The sequence below is a fragment of the Streptomyces nidicola genome, assembly GCF_050106155.1.
Lineage (GTDB): Bacteria > Actinomycetota > Actinomycetes > Streptomycetales > Streptomycetaceae > Streptomyces.
In genome coordinates, this window is sequence record NZ_JBNBPI010000001.1 from 1366371 (window position 1) to 1383023 (window position 16653).

General features: G+C 68.9%; 15 protein-coding genes. 3 read left to right on the forward strand and 12 right to left on the reverse strand.

The window, feature by feature from the left end; all coding sequences use genetic code 11:
* Nucleotides 1-17: 17 nt before the first annotated feature.
* Both ACOKM3_RS06420 and ACOKM3_RS06425 read right to left on the reverse strand, forming a co-directional pair.
* Complete coding sequence (locus tag ACOKM3_RS06420) at nt 18-1856, reverse strand: serine hydrolase domain-containing protein (protein WP_426897816.1); 1839 nt, start codon at nt 1854-1856, stop codon at nt 18-20.
* Nucleotides 1857-1992: 136 nt separating this feature from the next.
* Nucleotides 1993-2889, reverse strand: coding sequence for a LysR family transcriptional regulator (locus ACOKM3_RS06425; protein ID WP_426897818.1), 897 nt, complete (start codon nt 2887-2889; stop codon nt 1993-1995).
* Nucleotides 2890-3143: 254 nt separating this feature from the next.
* Between ACOKM3_RS06425 and ACOKM3_RS06430 the strand changes: the two genes are divergently transcribed.
* The 3 genes from ACOKM3_RS06430 to ACOKM3_RS06440 all read left to right on the forward strand — a co-directional run bounded on the left by ACOKM3_RS06430 (nt 3144) and on the right by ACOKM3_RS06440 (nt 6208).
* On the forward strand, nt 3144-4022 hold the full coding sequence (locus ACOKM3_RS06430) for a carbon-nitrogen hydrolase family protein (RefSeq protein WP_426897820.1): 879 nt from the start codon (nt 3144-3146) through the stop codon (nt 4020-4022).
* Nucleotides 4019-5401, forward strand: coding sequence for an APC family permease (locus tag ACOKM3_RS06435; protein ID WP_426897822.1), 1383 nt, complete (start codon nt 4019-4021; stop codon nt 5399-5401). The genes ACOKM3_RS06430 and ACOKM3_RS06435 overlap by 4 nt, the downstream gene beginning before the upstream one ends.
* 456 nt (nt 5402-5857) lie before the next feature.
* Nucleotides 5858-6208 (forward strand): PRC-barrel domain-containing protein, encoded by a 351-nt coding sequence (locus tag ACOKM3_RS06440; RefSeq protein WP_426897824.1) that lies wholly within the window; start codon nt 5858-5860, stop codon nt 6206-6208.
* 68 nt (nt 6209-6276) lie between these two features.
* Here the strand turns inward: ACOKM3_RS06440 and ACOKM3_RS06445 are convergent, their stop codons facing one another.
* The 10 genes from ACOKM3_RS06445 to ACOKM3_RS06490 all read right to left on the reverse strand — a co-directional run bounded on the left by ACOKM3_RS06445 (nt 6277) and on the right by ACOKM3_RS06490 (nt 16580).
* Nucleotides 6277-7113, reverse strand: a complete 837-nt coding sequence (locus ACOKM3_RS06445) for a carbohydrate ABC transporter permease (RefSeq protein WP_426906718.1) — start codon at nt 7111-7113, stop codon at nt 6277-6279.
* An 11-nt stretch (nt 7114-7124) separates the two neighbouring features.
* The gene (locus ACOKM3_RS06450) at nt 7125-8108 is read right to left on the reverse strand and encodes a carbohydrate ABC transporter permease (RefSeq protein WP_426897826.1); all 984 of its coding nucleotides are present in this window, start codon (nt 8106-8108) and stop codon (nt 7125-7127) included.
* Nucleotides 8109-8171: 63 nt separating this feature from the next.
* Nucleotides 8172-9470, reverse strand: coding sequence for a sugar ABC transporter substrate-binding protein (locus tag ACOKM3_RS06455; protein ID WP_426897828.1), 1299 nt, complete (start codon nt 9468-9470; stop codon nt 8172-8174).
* 259 nt (nt 9471-9729) lie between these two features.
* A complete protein-coding gene (locus ACOKM3_RS06460; protein WP_426897830.1) occupies nt 9730-10785 on the reverse strand; it encodes a Gfo/Idh/MocA family protein in 1056 nt (351 codons plus the stop codon).
* 1 nt (nt 10786) lies between these two features.
* On the reverse strand, nt 10787-11632 hold the full coding sequence (locus ACOKM3_RS06465; RefSeq protein ID WP_426897832.1) for a sugar phosphate isomerase/epimerase family protein: 846 nt from the start codon (nt 11630-11632) through the stop codon (nt 10787-10789).
* Nucleotides 11629-12783 (reverse strand): ROK family transcriptional regulator, encoded by a 1155-nt coding sequence (locus ACOKM3_RS06470; RefSeq protein ID WP_426897834.1) that lies wholly within the window; start codon nt 12781-12783, stop codon nt 11629-11631. Before ACOKM3_RS06470 ends, ACOKM3_RS06465 begins: the two co-directional genes overlap by 4 nt.
* 141 nt (nt 12784-12924) lie before the next feature.
* Complete coding sequence (locus tag ACOKM3_RS06475) at nt 12925-13716, reverse strand: class I SAM-dependent methyltransferase (protein WP_426897836.1); 792 nt, start codon at nt 13714-13716, stop codon at nt 12925-12927.
* Between the two features lie 139 nt (nt 13717-13855).
* Nucleotides 13856-15094 (reverse strand): cytochrome P450, encoded by a 1239-nt coding sequence (locus ACOKM3_RS06480; RefSeq protein ID WP_426897838.1) that lies wholly within the window; start codon nt 15092-15094, stop codon nt 13856-13858.
* A gap of 80 nt (nt 15095-15174) precedes the next feature.
* Nucleotides 15175-16383, reverse strand: a complete 1209-nt coding sequence (locus ACOKM3_RS06485) for an NAD(P)/FAD-dependent oxidoreductase (RefSeq protein WP_426897840.1) — start codon at nt 16381-16383, stop codon at nt 15175-15177.
* Nucleotides 16380-16580 (reverse strand): ferredoxin, encoded by a 201-nt coding sequence (locus tag ACOKM3_RS06490; protein ID WP_327665103.1) that lies wholly within the window; start codon nt 16578-16580, stop codon nt 16380-16382. Before ACOKM3_RS06490 ends, ACOKM3_RS06485 begins: the two co-directional genes overlap by 4 nt.
* Between the last annotated feature and the right edge of the window lie 73 nt (nt 16581-16653).

A 16653-nucleotide genomic window follows, 5' to 3' on the forward strand; every position in this document is an offset into this window, starting at 1 on the left:
AGGGCACTCGATGGTGTCTACCTTGCGGCAGTTGACCCACCGGGCATGGGTGCCAGTTTGTCGGCTTCGGCGACGGCGGCGTCCCAGCTGAACTCGTTGTTGTCGCTGAAGTAGTAGTAGGTCGCGCCGTTCGGCATCATCGCGACGGTGATGCCGCCGTATCCCGACATGAAGGGTACGTAGAAGGGGCTGCTGTAGGCGGGGTTGTCGGCGGAGGTGAACTCGCGGGCCCAGAAGCCGTTCTGGTACTTCATGGGCTTGGTGCCGGTGGTGGTCACACCCCGGGCCCCGGGTGTGCGTTGCATGGTGGCTGCCAGCAGGGTCGGGTCGAGCAGCTGCTTGCCGCCCACGGCGCCGTGGTCGTTGTTGAGGAATTTCGCGAACTTGGCGACGGAGTCCTGCGTCCAGAACATGCCGTAGCCGCCGAAGGGCGCTCCGCCGGGGCTGTTGTCGGTGCGGGAGGAGACGAGGGAGTCGGGCCCGACACCGATGGGCTTGAGGACGTCGTCACGGAGCATGGTGAAGAGGTCGGTGCCCGAACCGGCCTTGTCCCGGAGGTAGTTGTTCATCGCGCGGGTGGCCAGGAAGGAGTCCGAGGTGTGGTAGACCCACTTGCTGCCGGGCTTGGCCTTGCGCGGGAAGGACAGGGCGAATCGCATCTTGTCGGCGTAGGGCTCGGCCGCGAAGAAGTCCGCCATGGTGCGGCCCGACTCGTCGGTCTCGTAGCCGGGCGAGGTGTAGTTTCCGGTGGACATGTCGAGGGTGTGGTCGAGGGTGATGCCGTTCCAGGCGGGGCTGCCGGCCGTCTCGGGGATGTGGTCGGAGAGCTGCTCCTGGGTCACGGCCGGGCCGTAGCGCTGCGCCAGACGCAGCATGGCTGTCCCCGCGAACGCAGACTTCGCGGTCGAGTACGAAGGCAGCAGCATCTGGCCACAGAACGGGTAATTCCCTTGTCTCGTACGACAGTTGCCCACGTAGTGGACTCCGTCGAAGTAGAGGCCGAAGGTGCTCAGCGCGGACGGCGTGATGCCGGAGGTCAACTTCGAGACATCCACCCCGCTGTCCGGGTGGTCGGTGGCCAGCGCTGAGATGGGCTTCGTCGGAAGCCGGTCCTTGGTCTCCGAGGCGTACGCGTCGCGCAGCGTGTCGGCGTCGTCGACGGGGCCGGGCCGGTAGTCGGCCGGTACCTGGCCCCACATGTCGAACTGGAAGTACTCGCAGGTCTCCGTGGTGATCTGGTAGCGGACCTCGGAGATCGATGTGTCGTCGAAGAGGAAGGTGAGGGCGCCGTTGTGCACGCAGTTGGCGTTGCGCTCGACGAGCGCGAACGGCAGGGAGGCGCGCGTGCGTTGACCGTCGCCGTCCTCGTTCCACGCACGGCCGGGGCCCACCGCGAGGTTCCACGCCGGGTTGTCCGTGTACTGCAATCCGCGCTTCGCTGGGACGAGGTGGCTGCCGTTCTGCACGAGGGCGATGTCGACCGGCGGCAGGTGCCGGGTCGCTGCCGCGTCCGCGTATCCGTCCGGGTCTTTCAGGGCGCGGAATCCGCCGGCGGTGGCGAGGTCCTTGAGGGCGAGGGTTCCTTCGAAGCTGTGCGTGGGTGGTGCCGCTTGCGCCGGCAGGGCGAAGGCGCTGTCGGGCACGGTGTCCTGGGGGCTCCCCTTGGTGAGTTGGGCGGCGGTGACAGTCGTCCGGGTCACCGCACCGCTTCCGGTGAGCGGATCACCCGGCACGGATGCGGCTGCGGTCGCGGCGGGCGCCGCCATCGTCGACGGCAGGACGGCGAACAGCCCCGCGAGCACGGCGGCGACGGCAGCGGCACGGCGTAGTCGTCGGGCAGGGAACGGTCTTGGCATGGTGCGAGGCCTCTCGGGCTGGCGGCTGATGCGGGATTTCGCAGCATGGTGTGGTGTCCCGGGGCCGCCGTCCAATGCCTGCCCGGTCTGATCAGGCTGCCTGCCAGGCATACCTCCACGTGGTCGTCGCCGCAGTTCACAGGCGGGCGGCGACCTGCGACCCGTACCGCTCGACACAGAAGCGTGACAACCCGGCCGCGAATGCCTCGATGCTGCGCGGCGCGTAGTGGCTGGCGTCCCATGCCGCGTGCAGGTGGATCTGCAGCGGTTCGCCCGTGTCGTCGAGGATCAGCAGCGGGTGCAGGTCGAAGCGGGGATCGTCGGAGACCACCGCGACACCATGCCCCGACGCCGCCATGGCCTGGGCGACATGCGGTGTGTCGCATTCGAGCACGATGTCGTACGAGGCGTCCGCGTCCTGCACGGCGTGGTCCAGGATGCGGCGGGTGCCGTGTGCCGGGGTGAGGACGATGAGGGGCTCCGCGGCAAGTTCGTCGATGGTGACCCGGTCCCGGTCCGCCCAGGCATGGTCGGCGCGGACGTAGGCCCACAGCGGCAGCCGGGCCACCGGGAGCCCGGCGAAACGGCGCCTCGGAGGTGCCGAGGAGATGGCCACGTCGGCGCCCCTCGCCAGGGCCTGGTACGCACGTGCCGGGCTCTCCGCCTGCACGGTGACGAGCGGGTCCTCCGGCCCCCAGGTGGCCAGGAACGGGGCGATCACGTCGGTGATGGTGGTGGGCGGCGCCGCCACGGTGATCCGCATGGCACGACCGGCAGCCAGCGCACCGACCGCGGCCTCGGCGCTGTCCGCGCGGGCGACCAGGTCGCGGGCCAGCGGAAGGAAGCGCCGGCCGGCCGCCGTCAGGACCATCTGCTTGCCGTCGCGGTCGAAGAGCGTCATCCCCAACGTCCCTTCCAGGCCGCGTAGTTGGCGTGACAGCGAGGGCTGGGCGACGCGGACCACCTCGGCGGCCTTGGTGACGGAACCCGTCTCCACGATGGTCAGGAAATAGCGAAGCACTCGGAGTTCCATGGCGGTGGCCCCTCGGGAGACGGAAACAGAGACGGAGGCGAAGACGGAGGCAGAGACGGCGGACGGCGGAGGCATGACACTTGCATGCCTCGGAGGCATGCTAATCAGCCCTATCAAGTATTTGAGGCTATGGGTGACCGGCCGCATTCTTGTCCCACCGGAATTTCTGGTGATCGGCACCCGAACCTCCGTCGACTTCCCCCCGAACAGTTCCTTCGGTTCGTTCAGTCCCTTCGATTGGCTGGTGTTCCCGCATGGCCCGCCCCCTGCCCCTGATCCTCGCCCAGGCGCCCGGCCGCCCGGCCGACGACCTCGCGGGCTTCGCCGCCGACGTGGAGCGGCGCGTGAAACTGCGCGCACCCGGCGCCCTCGTCGTCTACCCCGAACTGCACCTCGGCGAGAGCGCCCCCGGCATCCCGGCCGCCCCGGAGCAGGCCGCCGAGCCGCTCGACGGCAAACGCGATACGGCCTTCGCCGAGCTCGCGGGGGACCTGGGCATCTGGCTGGTACCCGGCAGCGTCTACGAGCGGGGCACCGGCGACCTCGTCCACAACACGGCGCCGGTCTATTCACCACGGGGTGAGCGCCTCGCCGCGTACCGCAAGATCTGCCCGTGGCGCCCGTACGAGACGACCGCGCCCGGCAACCGGTTCGAGGTCGTCGACCTCCCGGGGGTCGGCCGCATCGGCCTCTCCATCTGCTACGACACCTGGTTCCCGGAGATCTCCCGCCAACTGGCCTGGATGGGAGCCGAGTTGATCGTCAACGTGGTCCGCACGCCGACGAGCGACCGCGCGCAGGAGGTCGTCCTCAACCGTGCCAACGCCATCACCAATCAGGTCTTCGTCGCCAGCGTCAACTCCGCCGCCCCCTCCGGGATCGGCCGCAGCCTCGTCATCGACCCACAGGGCACGGTGCGCGCCGAAACCATCGACGCCGGCGACTCCACCCTCACCGACGTGATCGACCTCGACGAGGTCGGCAACGTACGCCGTTACGGCACCGCCGGTCTCAACCGGGTCTGGGACCAGTTCCGCCCCGGCGACCCGGCCCTCGAACTCCCGCTGTACGGGGGCCGCATCGACCCCGCCACCTGGAACCCCGCCCACACCACCGAGGAGCCACCGCGATGACCAGCGAGACACCTGGCACGACCACCATGGGGCTGAAGGGCGACCTGAGCCTGTTCTCCGTCGTCCTGTTCGGCCTGGCCTACATCTCCCCCGGCATCGTCGTCACGATCTTCGGTGTGGTCGCCGCCACCAGTGGCGGCGCGGCCCCGACCGCGTTCGCCGTCGCCACCGTCGCGATGCTGCTCACCGGGCTGAGTTACGCGAAGATGGCGCGCGCCGTGCCCGGCGCGGGGTCGGTCTACACCTACGCCCGCAGGATGCTCGACAGCCGCGTCGGCTTCCTGTCCGGGTGGGCGATGCTGCTCGACTACTTCTTCATCCCGATGGTCGGCTGGCTGATCACGGCGATCTACTTCAACGCCCAGTTCCCCGACGTACCCAAGTGGGTCTGGCTGATCGTCTCTGTGGGGCTCACCACCGCCGTCAACGTCTTCGGCATGAAGCTCGCGGACCGCGTCAACAAGGTCCTGATGTTCATCGCTCTGGGATCTCTGGTCCTCTTCGCCACCTTGTGTGTCGTCTTCCTCGGCAAGCACGGCTCCTCCACCCCCGCCACGGATGCCGTGTGGAACTCCGGCACGTCGATCGGCGCGGTCACCGCGGCCGCCGCCATCGCCGCGTACTCCTTCCTCGGCTTCGACGCCGTCTCCACGCTGGGCGAGGAGGCCAAGGGCGGGGCACGGACGATCGGCCGAGGCATCATCGGCTGCGTCATCGCCGCCGGAGCGATCTTCATCGTGCTGTCCTTCGTGATGCAACTGGTGCACCCCGGCGCGAAGTTCGCCGACGTCGACGCGGCCGCCTACCACCTGAAGGTCCAGGTCGGCGGCGAGACGTACGCCGAGATCATCAACTTCGTCACCATCGCCGGATCCATCGCCTCCTGTATCGCCCTGCAGGCCTCCGCGGCCCGCCTCATGTACGTCATGGGACGCGACGGCGCACTGCCCAAGGCCGTCTTCGGCAAGCTGTCGCGGAAGACCGGCACGCCCGTGCCGAACCTGCTGCTGACCGCGGCCGCCGGTGTCGTCGCCATGCGACTCGACCTGACCACGGCCACCTCGTTCATCAACTTCGGCGCCTTCCTCGGCTTCGCCCTGGTGAACATCTGCGTGATCGCCCACCTGGTCCGCGAGCGCAGGCAGGGCCGTACCCCCAACCTGTTCTCGTACCTGGTGATGCCGGTCATCGGTACCGCCGTCTCCGTCTACCTGCTCACGAAGCTCAGTGACGTCGCGCTCCAGATCGGCGGCGTCTGGCTGGCGATCGGCGTCGTCTACCTGACCGTCCTGACCAAGGGCTTCCGCCGACCCGCACCGGAGATGACCTTCGACGACGCCCCCGCGGCCACGGACGCGACGGACACGGTCACCGCGTAACGGCCTGTCCGACATGCACGGTCCCGCCCACGGGGACGTACCGCAGTCAGTGAGGCGGGCTCGTTGGTACCGGGCTGCCTACTGATGAGGCATCGGTCGCCAGCCACCTGCGGCACGCGACACACGTCGGCTTCCGTCCTGGAGTCCTCGATGCCTTCCTCGCACCGTGGCGAGGAGACGCGGGGCAGGCCGCGTTCCACCGCCAGTACAGCCAGATCAGGCAGTCGGACACCGTCGCGTACGAGCACCTGCTCACGAACGCATTCCGCACGTTCCGCACGCCGAACTGCACTAGATCGAGGGCGCCACGTCGCGCGGCCGCGCGGCACGGCAAAGTCGGTTGCTCCATGGTCAGTTGTGTTCATCCCCGGAGCGGGGGCACCCGCCGACCCGAGGAGCGCCGGCATCGCTGAACAGGGCGCTCCGAGCCGTACATCGTCGATGAAGGAGCCGAACGTGAACGAGAACATGTGGGGCTATCCGCCGACGAGCGGCCACACCCAGGGAGTCGATCTGATCGGCTTCAAGGTGGAGGCCTCCGACGGCAGCATCGGCAAGGTCGACAAGCACTCGGACGAGGTCGGCTCCGCCTACCTCGTCGTCGACACCGGTGTGTGGATCTTCGGCAAGCATGTCCTGCTTCCCGCGGGCACCGTGTCCCGGATCGACACCAAGAACAAGACGATTCACGTCGACCGCACCAAGGCACAGATCAAGGACGCCCCCGAATTCGACAAGGACAAGCACGTCGGAGACGCCGGGTACCACGACCAGATCGGCACCTACTACGGCAAGGGCCGCATCTGAGTGTCCGCACCCGCACAACCGCCGGGGCCGGCCGAGGACTTCGGCCGGCCCCGGCGCCGACACGCGGGTCAGCCCTTGACCGCTCCTGCCGCAAGCCCGGAGGCGAGCCGGTGCTGGACCGCCACGAAGAAGATCAGGACCGGCACCGTGACCAGCGTGGAGCTGGCCATGACCGGGCCCCAGCTGGTGGTGTTCTCGCCGAAGAACTGGAAGATGCCGACCGCGGCGGTGTACTTGTCGCTGCTCTTCATGAAGGTGTACGCGAAGACGAACTCGTTCCACGCGGTGATGAACGCGAAGATCGACGTGGCGACGAGCCCGGGCGCGACCAGCGGAAGCAGCACGGAGCGGAACATCCGCCACCAGGAGCAGCCGTCGATGTACGCCGCCTCTTCGATGTCCTTGGGCACGGTCTGCACGAAGCCGCGCAGGGTCCAGATGGCGAAGGGCAGCGACAGCGCGGTGTAGACGATGGTCAGGCCGAGGAGGCTGTTGAGCATGTCGTAGTCGCGCATCTGGATGAACAGCGGGATGACGAGCGCCTCGAGCGGCACCATCTGCACGATCAGAACCATGACCAGCACGGATGTGCGGAACTTGAACTTGAAGCGGGCGACCGCGACAGCCGCGAACAGCGCGAGGGCCGCCGAGACCACTACCGTGCCCAGGCCCACGATGGCCGAATTCAGCAAGTACGTACCGAAGTTGCCGCGTTCGAAGACCGTATTGAAGTGGTCGAAGGTGAAGCCGCCGGGGAGGAGGTTCGCTCCGCGGCTCTGGGCGCTCGGGTCCAGCGCCGTCGAGACCATCCAGTAGATCGGGAAGAGGGTGAAGATCAGGAGTGCGGCGACCGCTGCCGGCAGACCGACCTTGGAGCCGAGGGAGGACCGCGTCGTGGCGGGCATGTCGGTGGTGCTCACAGGTCCTCCTCCCCCTGCCTGAACAGGGTGCGAATGTAGATGATGGTGATCACGAGGAGGAGGAGGGTGAGCAGGACCGCCGCGGCGGCGCCCATTCCATAGTCTTCCTTGGCGAAGGCTTCGAGGTACGAGTAGACGCCGAGGTTCTCGACCTGCTCGTTCTGGCCCTGGCCTCCGGGCATCAGGAAGATCTGCGTGAAGACCTTGAAATCCCAGATGGTCGACAGGATCGTCACCACGAGGAACACCGGCTTGATGGCGGGGACGGTGACCTTCCAGAACCGCTGCCAGGCGTTCGCGCCGTCCAGCATCGCCGCTTCGTAGAGCTCCTTGGGGATGGTCAGGAGTCCGGCGAAGACGGTGATCGCGACGAACGGGAAGCCGTGGTGGACCACGTTGAGGGTCCCGATGGCGTAGAAGGAGAGGCGGTCGGTGAACCAGTTGCTGGAGTCGGAGCCGCCCACCAGAGCGCTGAACAGGCCGTCGCCCGGCTGGAAGAGCCAGATCCACACGTAGGTACCGGTCACCGCGGGCATCGCCCAGGCGGCCATGATCGCGGTGGAGCAGATGGTCCGCCAGACCGGGCCGAGCCTGTTCAGGAGCAGGGCGATCGCGGTGCCGAGCGCCACCGTCAGGCCGACACAGGCCACCGCGAAGAACGCGGTGTTGGGCAGCACCGTCTTCCAGAGCAGATCGCCGCTGAGGAGTTCGACGTAGTGGTCGAAGCCGGTGAAGGTGGCGACGCCGCCGCCGAACTTCACCTCGTAGTCCTGCAGCGACAGGATCCCGACCTGGATCATCGGCCAGAGCAGCAGCCCCGCGAGGACGACGAGGGAGGGGGCGAGCAGCAGCCAGGGCCGGGTGAGGGTGGTCCTGCGCTTACGCCTCAGCAGGCGTTCGGACTCGGGCGAGGGCACGGACGGCCGGCTGCCCTGGCGCTCCGGGGCATCCACGGCCTTCGTGGCGAGCGTGCGGTTCATCTGATTCCTTCGTGGACACTCCGCTCTTCGGAGCGGAGAGGAAACGGACTCCTGCGGAGCAGGTCACTCGCTCTGCGCGAAGATCGCGTCCATTTCCTTGGCCGCCTTGTCGGCCGCCTGCTGCGGCGTGGCCTTGCCCGCCAGGATCGACTGGACCATCTTCGGGATGACCTGGGTGGCCTGGATCTCGGTGTACGACTTGGCCTTGGGCACGCTCGCGCCGCCGTCCTTGAACTGCTTGACGAACGGCTTGACCAGCGCGTCGTCCTTGTCGGGCATCTTGTCGAGGTCCGTGTTGGTGGGCGGCAGGTAGCTGCTCTGCTCGGCCCACTTCTTGGCGAACTTGCCGGTGGTGAGGAGCTTGATGAACTCCCACGACAGCGCCTGCTTGTCCGTCTTGAACGCGGAGAGGTAGGAGCCGCCGAGGAACGACGGGGACATGCCGCCCTTCTGGCCGGGGATCGGGATGGCGCCGAGCTTGCCCTTGAGGTCGGGGTTGGCCTCGGCGAAGGCCTTCGGGGTCCAGTTGCCGGAGAGGGACATGGCGACCTCGCCCTTGTTCCAGGCGTCGCCGACCTCCTTCTCGGTCCAGGTGTTGACCTTGGCCGGGGACACCTTGTCCTTGAGGGCGAGGTCGGTGTAGGCGGTGATGCCCTCGACAGCCTTCTTCGAGTTGATGGCCGACTGCCACTTGCCGCCCTTCTCCACGGCGAGCTGGCCACCCGCGCCCCAGATGAAGGGAGTTGCGAACATTTCCGCGCCGCCGGCGACGGGGAAGGCGAGCATCTTCGGCTCGTCCTTCTTCAGGGTCTTGGCGGCCGAGCGCAGCTCGTTCCAGTTGGTCGGGGGCTTGATGCCGTGCTTGGCGAAGATGTCCTTGCGGTAGACGACCGAGCGGACTCCCGCGTACCAGGGCATGCCGTACTGCTTGCCGTCCAGGGTGCCCGCGTCCTTGAGGGCGGGGACGAGGTCGTCGGTCAGGCCGGCCTTGTCGACCTCCTTGGAGACGTCGACGAGCGCGCCCTTGTCGGCGAAGCCCGGAACCCAGGTGGTGCCGACCTCCGCGACGTCGGGCACCTGGTCGGCGCCGCCCTCGATCGCGGTGGTGAACTTCCGCTGGGCGCTGGCCCACTGCTGGTACTCGACCTTGATCTTGGCGCCGGTCTTCTTCTCGAAGGCGGCGGCGGCCTCCTTGAAGAAGGGCTTCGCGTCGGGGTTTGTCCCCTCCATGACCCACACGGTGAGCGTCTTGCCCTTGCCGTCGGTCCCGCCGTCGGCCTCCGAGCCACCCCCTCCGCAGGCGGTGGCGGAGAGCCCGAGTGCCAGGGCCGTGCTGGTGGCTGCGATGACGCGTCGGTTCATGGGTGGTGGCTCCTCTTACAGCTAGCAGTACAGCAGGGAAGTGATGGTGCCCGTGAGTACGCAGATTCTCATCACGTTCTCACCAGGAGGTCTAGACCCTTTTTGAAGTGGCGACTGAACTGTGATCCGCGTTGCAGACCGTGCAGCAGGTACAGGTGGAGCAGTCGGTTCCGGGCGGCGGTCAAGGAACGGCGAAGGAGCGGCGACGGCATGCCAGTTGCCCGGGACGGTCCGGTCCCGGGCAACTGAACCGGCCGGGTCAGCGCTCGATCTTCACCTCGGCGCCGCTCTTCGCCGACGCGTAGATCGCGCTCAGCATGCGAGCCATCTCCAGGCCCTGTTCCGCGGTGGCGTCAGCAGGTATCTCGCCCCGGCAGATCCGCAGGAAGTGGTCGATCTGGTTCGCGAACCCGGCCTTGAAGTCGAAGCCGAGCGAGTCGATCTGCGGCCGCACATGCAGGAGGGTGTCGTGCCGCTCGGTGAGCATCAGCAGTTCGGGCTCGATCTCCGCGCCGCCCTTGTCGCCGTGGATGCGCACACTGATCTCGTTGCGTGCGTGCAGCGAGTACGAGGTGTCCACATCGAGCACCTGACCGTCCTCGAAGCGGATCTGCGCGGTGACGTAGTCCTCCACGGTGTTGGGCCGGGCCGCCGATGCGGCACGGTACCGCTTGAGGTTCTGGATGTTGTCCCGCGCGCCCAGCGGCGCGAACGTGACACCGGACGCGGACACCGCCTTCGGCCCGCCCATCAGGTACCAGCACAGGTCGATGATGTGGACGCCCAGGTCGATCAGCGGACCGCCGCCCGACACCTCCACATCGCCGAACCACCCGCCCGGGTTCCCGGCGGCGCGCAGCAGCGTGGCACGGGCGGCGTAGATGTCACCGAACTCGCCCGCGTCCAGGAACCGCTTCGTCACCAGCGCGTTCGGCGCGAACCGCCGTACGTAGCCGATCTGCAGCGCCCGACCGGTCTCCTCGACGGCCTTCACCAGCGACTCGGCCTCGGCGACGGTGACCGTCATCGGCTTCTCGATCAGTACGTTCTTCCCGGCCCGCAGCGCCGCTTCGGCGATGGGGGCATGCAGGGTGTTCGGCACGCAGACGCTCACGGCGTCCACGTCCGGGTCGGCGAGGATCTCCGCGACGTCGGTCGTGGCCCGCGGCACGTCGAACTGCTCGGCCCGGGCCTTGGCCCGCTCCGGGTCGATGTCGCACACGGCGACCAGCTCGGCCCGGTCGTTCTTCTGGTAGGCGCTCAAGTGCTCGGTGGCGATGGCCCCGAGGCCGATCACCGCGATACGGGTCGTCATGTCAGGCCACGCCTTCCGTCAGTCGAAGAATGTTCGCAAGGGAGTGCTCGATGGCGGGCAGTGGCGCTTCCATGCCCTCGAATTCCAGGCTCACCGGCACGTCGGGCTTCGTGGCGACCAGGGCGAGGAGGCCGGGCAGATCGACGTCGCCGTGGCCCGAGACGGTGCCCAGCAGGTAGTCGCCGGCGAGCGTCTTCAGCCAGCCCTCCCCCGCGGAGCGGCGGATGTGGAAGTCCTTCACGCCGATGGACGCCGCCACGTCGATCAGTCCCGCGGCGGTCTTCCCCGGCACCTCACCGACGCACAGGCCGTTGCCGAGGTCGAGCGTGACGCGGAAGTTCGGCCGGTCCACGGCGTGCACGAGCCGGGCGAGACGGTCGCTGCCGTTCATGAAGAAGCCGTGGTTCTCGATGGTCGACACGATGCCGAGCTCCGCCGCGTGGTCGGCGACCGCGCGGCAGCCTTCGACGACCTTCTCGAAGGTCGACTCGAACTCCCCCGGGTCCCGCTCACGCCAGGCCCACGGCGCGACGTCGTGTCGGAAGATCCCGGCGCCGAAGGCCTGCGCGACGTCCAACTGCCGCCGCAGCAGGTCGACTTCCTTGCCGTCCGCCTCCCTCAGGTCGCCGCTCACCAGGTAATTGACGATCGGTACGCCGACTTCCTCGGCGTGCTTCGCCGTGTCACGTACGACGCGTTCGTTCTCCAGGTAGTACGCCCCGTCCGTCGCGGCGATCTCGATGTGCCCGGCCCGCGAGGCCGCGACCCAGTCCAGTACACCGATCAGGTCCATCTCGCCGCTGCTCAGGAGCTGGCGGAAGCAGTACGAACTGACTCCGAGCTTCACTTGGTGATCCCCTCCACGTCGTGTGTGATGCGGGCCCACGGGCTGGGATAGCCGTGGACCCCGTAGATCTCCGAACCGCACTGGTCGAACGCGTTGCCGACGGCACCGAGCACCACCGCCTCGCGCCCCAGACCGGACGCGACGAACGAGGGACGCTCGGGAAAGACCAACTCCTTCTCGATCGCGGCCTCGAGCGGCCGCAGCAGCGCCCCGACGTCCTTCGCCGCGCCGCCCCGCACGACCACGACCTCGGGGTCGACCACCAGCAGCACGGTCGCGACCCGCTCGGCGATCTGCGCGCAGAAGTCCTCGACCTCGGCCAGCGCGTCGGCGTCGCCCGCGGCGGCGGCGCTCAGCACCTGCGCGCTCGTCGGGCGCGCCGACCAGACCAACTGCCCGCGCCGCGCGTTCCGTGTCCAGCGCATGCCGCGCTGCGCGCCGAGTTCGCCCGCGAGGCGGTGGCTGCCCTGCCGGATCGAACCGTCCAGCACGATCGACACGGACAGCCGGTGACCGATCTGGAGATAGACGACATCGGAGTATCCGCGGCCCGCGCCCGCGCGCTGCTCCGCGAGACCGGCCAGCTTGATGTCGTTGTCCACGACCACGGACGAACCGAGGTCCTTCGCCAGCAGTTCCGCGACCGGCAGGCCGACCAGGTCCGGCATCGCGAGGCTGGCCCGCAGTCGCCCGTCCGTCTCGACGACGCCGGGCAGTGCGACTCCGACCGCGCGCAGCCGTGCGAGATCGAGCGAACCGGCCGCGGCGTCGAGCGCGCGCGAAATCAGCGCGACGTCGGCGTGCTTGTGGGGCGGCACTTCCGCGTAGCCCGCCCGGCGGCCGGACAGGTCACAGATGATCGCGCGCGCCCCGCGGGGCCCGAGGTCGACCCCGGCGACGAGGCCCCCCTCACGCGCGAACCGGAAAGCACGGGCGGGCCGGCCGGGCCCTGCCGTCGCGGCGCTGACACCCTCGACCATTCCGAGATCGACGAGGTCGTCGAGAACGGCCCGCACCGTCGGCCGCGACAGGCCGGTGGCCTCACTGATCACGCCGATCGTGCACGCCTCGTCGGCCTCGGCCAACACCCCCAGACACGCGACCTGATTCGCCGCCCGCTCCGCCTGAACGGCCTCCCGTGCAGTGTCCATCGCGGTGTCCGTCGCCCCCGTCCCGTTTATGGAAACCGGCTTTAATAAATACGGTATCGGAATGGGTGGGCGGGGACAAGGGTGACCGGAGGCAGGGGGCCGAAGGCAAGGGTGGGCGGGGGTCGGCGTCCGACGGCCGGGTCAGCCCAGCTTGACCGCCAGCGTCGCGAAATAGTTCGACATGTACTGGGCGGATGCGTTGGATTGGTGCGGCGCTTCCGCGAAGCCGGTGACGACGAACCCCGCGGCGAGTTGCCCGCCGATCTGGTCGGTGAGGGTGTGGCTGTACTCAAGCGGGGCATCCGCGCCGAACTTCGTGGCGCGCTCCTCCGCGGAGTACTGCGCGACGTCGCTGTAGGGCAGCGTGTGCACGACGATCAGCTCGCCGCGCTCGTCGAGCGCCTCGTGGTCGAACAAGTACGCATCAGGGTTGAGGAAACCCGTGAGCAGGCTTCCGCCCGGCCGCAAGACGCGGAAGCACTCACGCCACACCGGCGCCAGGTCCGGTACGAACAGGTTGGAGACCGGGTGGAACACGACGTCGAATGTCGCGTCTCCGAAGGCGCTGAGGTCGCGCATGTCACCCAGGACGGTGCGCAGCTCGAGCCCGTCGCGCGCCGCCACCATCCGGTCCTGGCCGAGCTGGCGGGGTGAGTTGTCGAATACGGTGACCCTCGCCCCCGCGGCGGCGAGGATCGGACCCTGCTGACCGCCGCCGGAGCCCAGGCACAACACGTCCTTGCCGGTCAGGTCCGCCGGCAGCCAGGAGCGGTCGAGGGGTTCACGCCCGATGAGAACGATCGACCAGTCGCCCGCGCGGGCGCGCTCGACATCCTCGGCGCTCACCGGCCTCGACCACTCGTTGCCGTCCTGGACGCACTTGTCCCAGGCCGCCCGATTGTGGGCAACGGGGTCGACACCCATGTCCTGCACGTTCAACTCCCCGCTACGGCCAAGCCGACGAACACCTGCGGTACTGACGGTTCAGTGCCACAAGCCAACACGATGGCAGGGAGTGGGCTCAACGCAATTGCGGACAGGGCGGCAGCCGGCGGGCGGGCTGCTCGACCCGCTACCAGGTCACGGGCAGTGCGTGCAGTCCGTAGATGATGGCGTCGTACTTGAACGGGATCGCGTCGAGGTCGTCGACGGCGCGGAGGGTGGGGATGCGGCGCAGCAGGGTCGGGTAGATGACCTGGAGTTCCATGCGGGCCAGGGGCTGGCCGACGCAGTGGTGGGCGCCGGCGCCGAACGCCTGGTGCTGGCGGGCGTTTCGGGTGAGGTCGAGGCGGTCGGGTTCGGGGAAGACCGAGGGGTCGCGGTTGGCGAGTTCGCCGAGGAGGATGACGCCGTCCCCTGCGCGGATGGTGTGCCCGGCGACCTCGATGTCCTCGATGGCGGTACGGCGGCGGCCGAGGTGGACGATGGAGAGGTAGCGCAGGAGTTCCTCGACGGCCGCGCGGACGACGGCGGGGTCGTCCGTGTCGCGGATCAGGGCCAGTTGGTCGGGGTGCTGCAGGAGCAGCAGCGTACCCAGACTGATCATGTTCGCGGTCGTCTCGTGTCCGCCCAGGAGCAGCAGCACCCCCATGGTGGCGGCCTGACGGCGGGTGATCTCGCCGCTCTCGATCTGTGTGCAGAGGCTGGACAGGAGGTCGTCGCCGGGCTCGCCGAGCTTGCGGCCGACGAGGTCGTCGAGGTACGTGGCGAGGTTGGTGTGGGCCGTCTGGCGTTCCTGGGGCGAGGCGACGGCGGAGACGATGGTCTTGCTGTTGGCCTGGAAGAACTCGTGGTCCTCGTACGGGACTCCGAGCATTTCGGAGATGACCAGGGAGGGGATCGGCAGGGCGAGGGCCTGGACGAGGTCGGCGGGCTTGGGGCCGGCCAGCATGGTGTCGAGGAAGTCGTCGGTCATCTGCTGCACGCGGGGGCGCATCGCCTCGACGCGCTTGATGGTGAAGGCGCCGCTGACCATGCGGCGCAGCCGGGCGTGTTCGGGGTCGTCCATGCCGACGAAGCTCAGGTCGGTGCTGCCCGCGTGGGCGTGGGCCGGGTCCACGGGGCTGGGGAAGCCCGGCCGGGTGAACTCCACGCTCAGGCGCGGGTCGGACAGCAGGGCCTTCTGTTCGGCGTGCCCGGTGACGGCCCACGGCGTGCTGTCGCCCCAGGAGCGGACCCGGGTGATGGGGCCGTGGTCGGACAGCGCCCGCATGTCGGGGGACGGTGCGAAGGGGCACTGCGAGGAGCGCGCCGCGGGGAAGTCGGGGATCTCGGGTGTGCCGGCTTCGGGGGTGGCGGGCGTGGTGGTCATGGTGTCCTCCGGTGGGGGCATGAGGGAGCCGGTGGCGTGTGCGGGGCGAGGCGTACCCGCCACTCGGCCATGGCCGCTTCTCAGCTCGGGGTGGCGGCGGGTTCGACGCGGGGTGCGGGGGCGTACCGGTCGAGGAGCCGCTGGCGGTGTTGGCGGGCCTGCTTGGGCATGTTCCAGCCGAGGACGGCGATGGGTCGCCCCTCCTCGTCGACGTACTGCGCGACGAACCGGCCCTGTTCCGTGTCACCTTCGACGATGTGCACGGTCGCGGCGGGGGTGGGCAGCCCGTACACCTGGATCTTGACGCCGAGCTGATCGGTCCAGAAGTAGGGCACGGGGCGGTAGGCGCGGTCCTCGCCCAGGATGTTCGCGGCGACCAGCATGGCCTGCTCGGTGGCGTTCGTGCGGTTCTCCAGCCGCAACGACCGTCCGAGGCCTTCGTGGTGGAAGCGGGCCACGTCTCCCGCCGCGTAGATGCCGTCGGCGGCGCGACAGCGGGAGTCGCACTCCACGCCGTCCCGCAGCGCCAGTCCGCTGTCGGTCAGCCAGTCGGTGGCGGGGGTGCCGCCGACCGCCGTGACGACGAGATCGGCGGGAAGGATTTCACCGTCACCCTGGCGGACACCGGTGACATGTCCGTCGGCCGTCTCCAGTCCGTCCACGAGTGTGTCCGGGCGCAGCCGTACTCCGTGTTCGGTGTGCAGTGCGGCGAGCCGCCGGGCGATGTCGTGACCCAACTGCTCCTGCATCGGCGCGCCTTGAGGCCCGACCATGGTCACGTCGACGCCCATGAGGCGGGCCGTGGCGGCGATCTCGGCGCCGAGCACGCCGTCGCCGACGACCACGACACGCTCGGCCTTCAGCAGTTCCTCGCGCAGCCGGCCGGCGTCGTCGAGGGTCCGCAGCACATGCACACCCGCCACACCCGTCAGGCCGGGAAGCCTGCGCGCGTGCAGTCCGGTGGCCAGTACGACGGCCTCCGCCCGCAGCTCCGCTCCGCTCGCGGTACGCACCGTGCGCGTGTCGGCGTCGAGGGCCACCGCGCGCTCACCGAGGGCGAGTTCGGCGTCCAGGGCGTCCAGCACGTCACGGGTGCGCAGCTGCGTGCGCTCGGCTTCCCAGGTACCGGCGAGTACTTGCTTCGACAGGGGCGGGCGGTCGTACGGCGCGACTTCCTCCTCGCCGAGCAGGGTGATCCGCCCGCGGTAGCCCTTGCGGCGCAGGTTCTCCGTGACGGCGAGACCCGCGGCACTGGCCCCGACGACGAGCACGTCCGACGGCGTACTCACGCGTCCTCGTGCAGGTGGATGGCGGCGGCGGGGCAGACACCTGCGGACTCCCGGACCCCCTCGTGGTGCTCTGCCGCGGGCGCGGCGTCGAGCAGGATGACGATGCCGTCCTCGTCACGCTGGTCGAACACTTCCGGCGCGATCAGTACGCACTGGCCGGCGCCGCAGCACTTCTCCTCGTCAACGGTTATCTTCACGCTGTCTCCCTTGGCGGGTCGGGTCGGTCGGGACGGGACGGGGCGGGCCGGGACGGGGCGGTTCAAGTCGGGC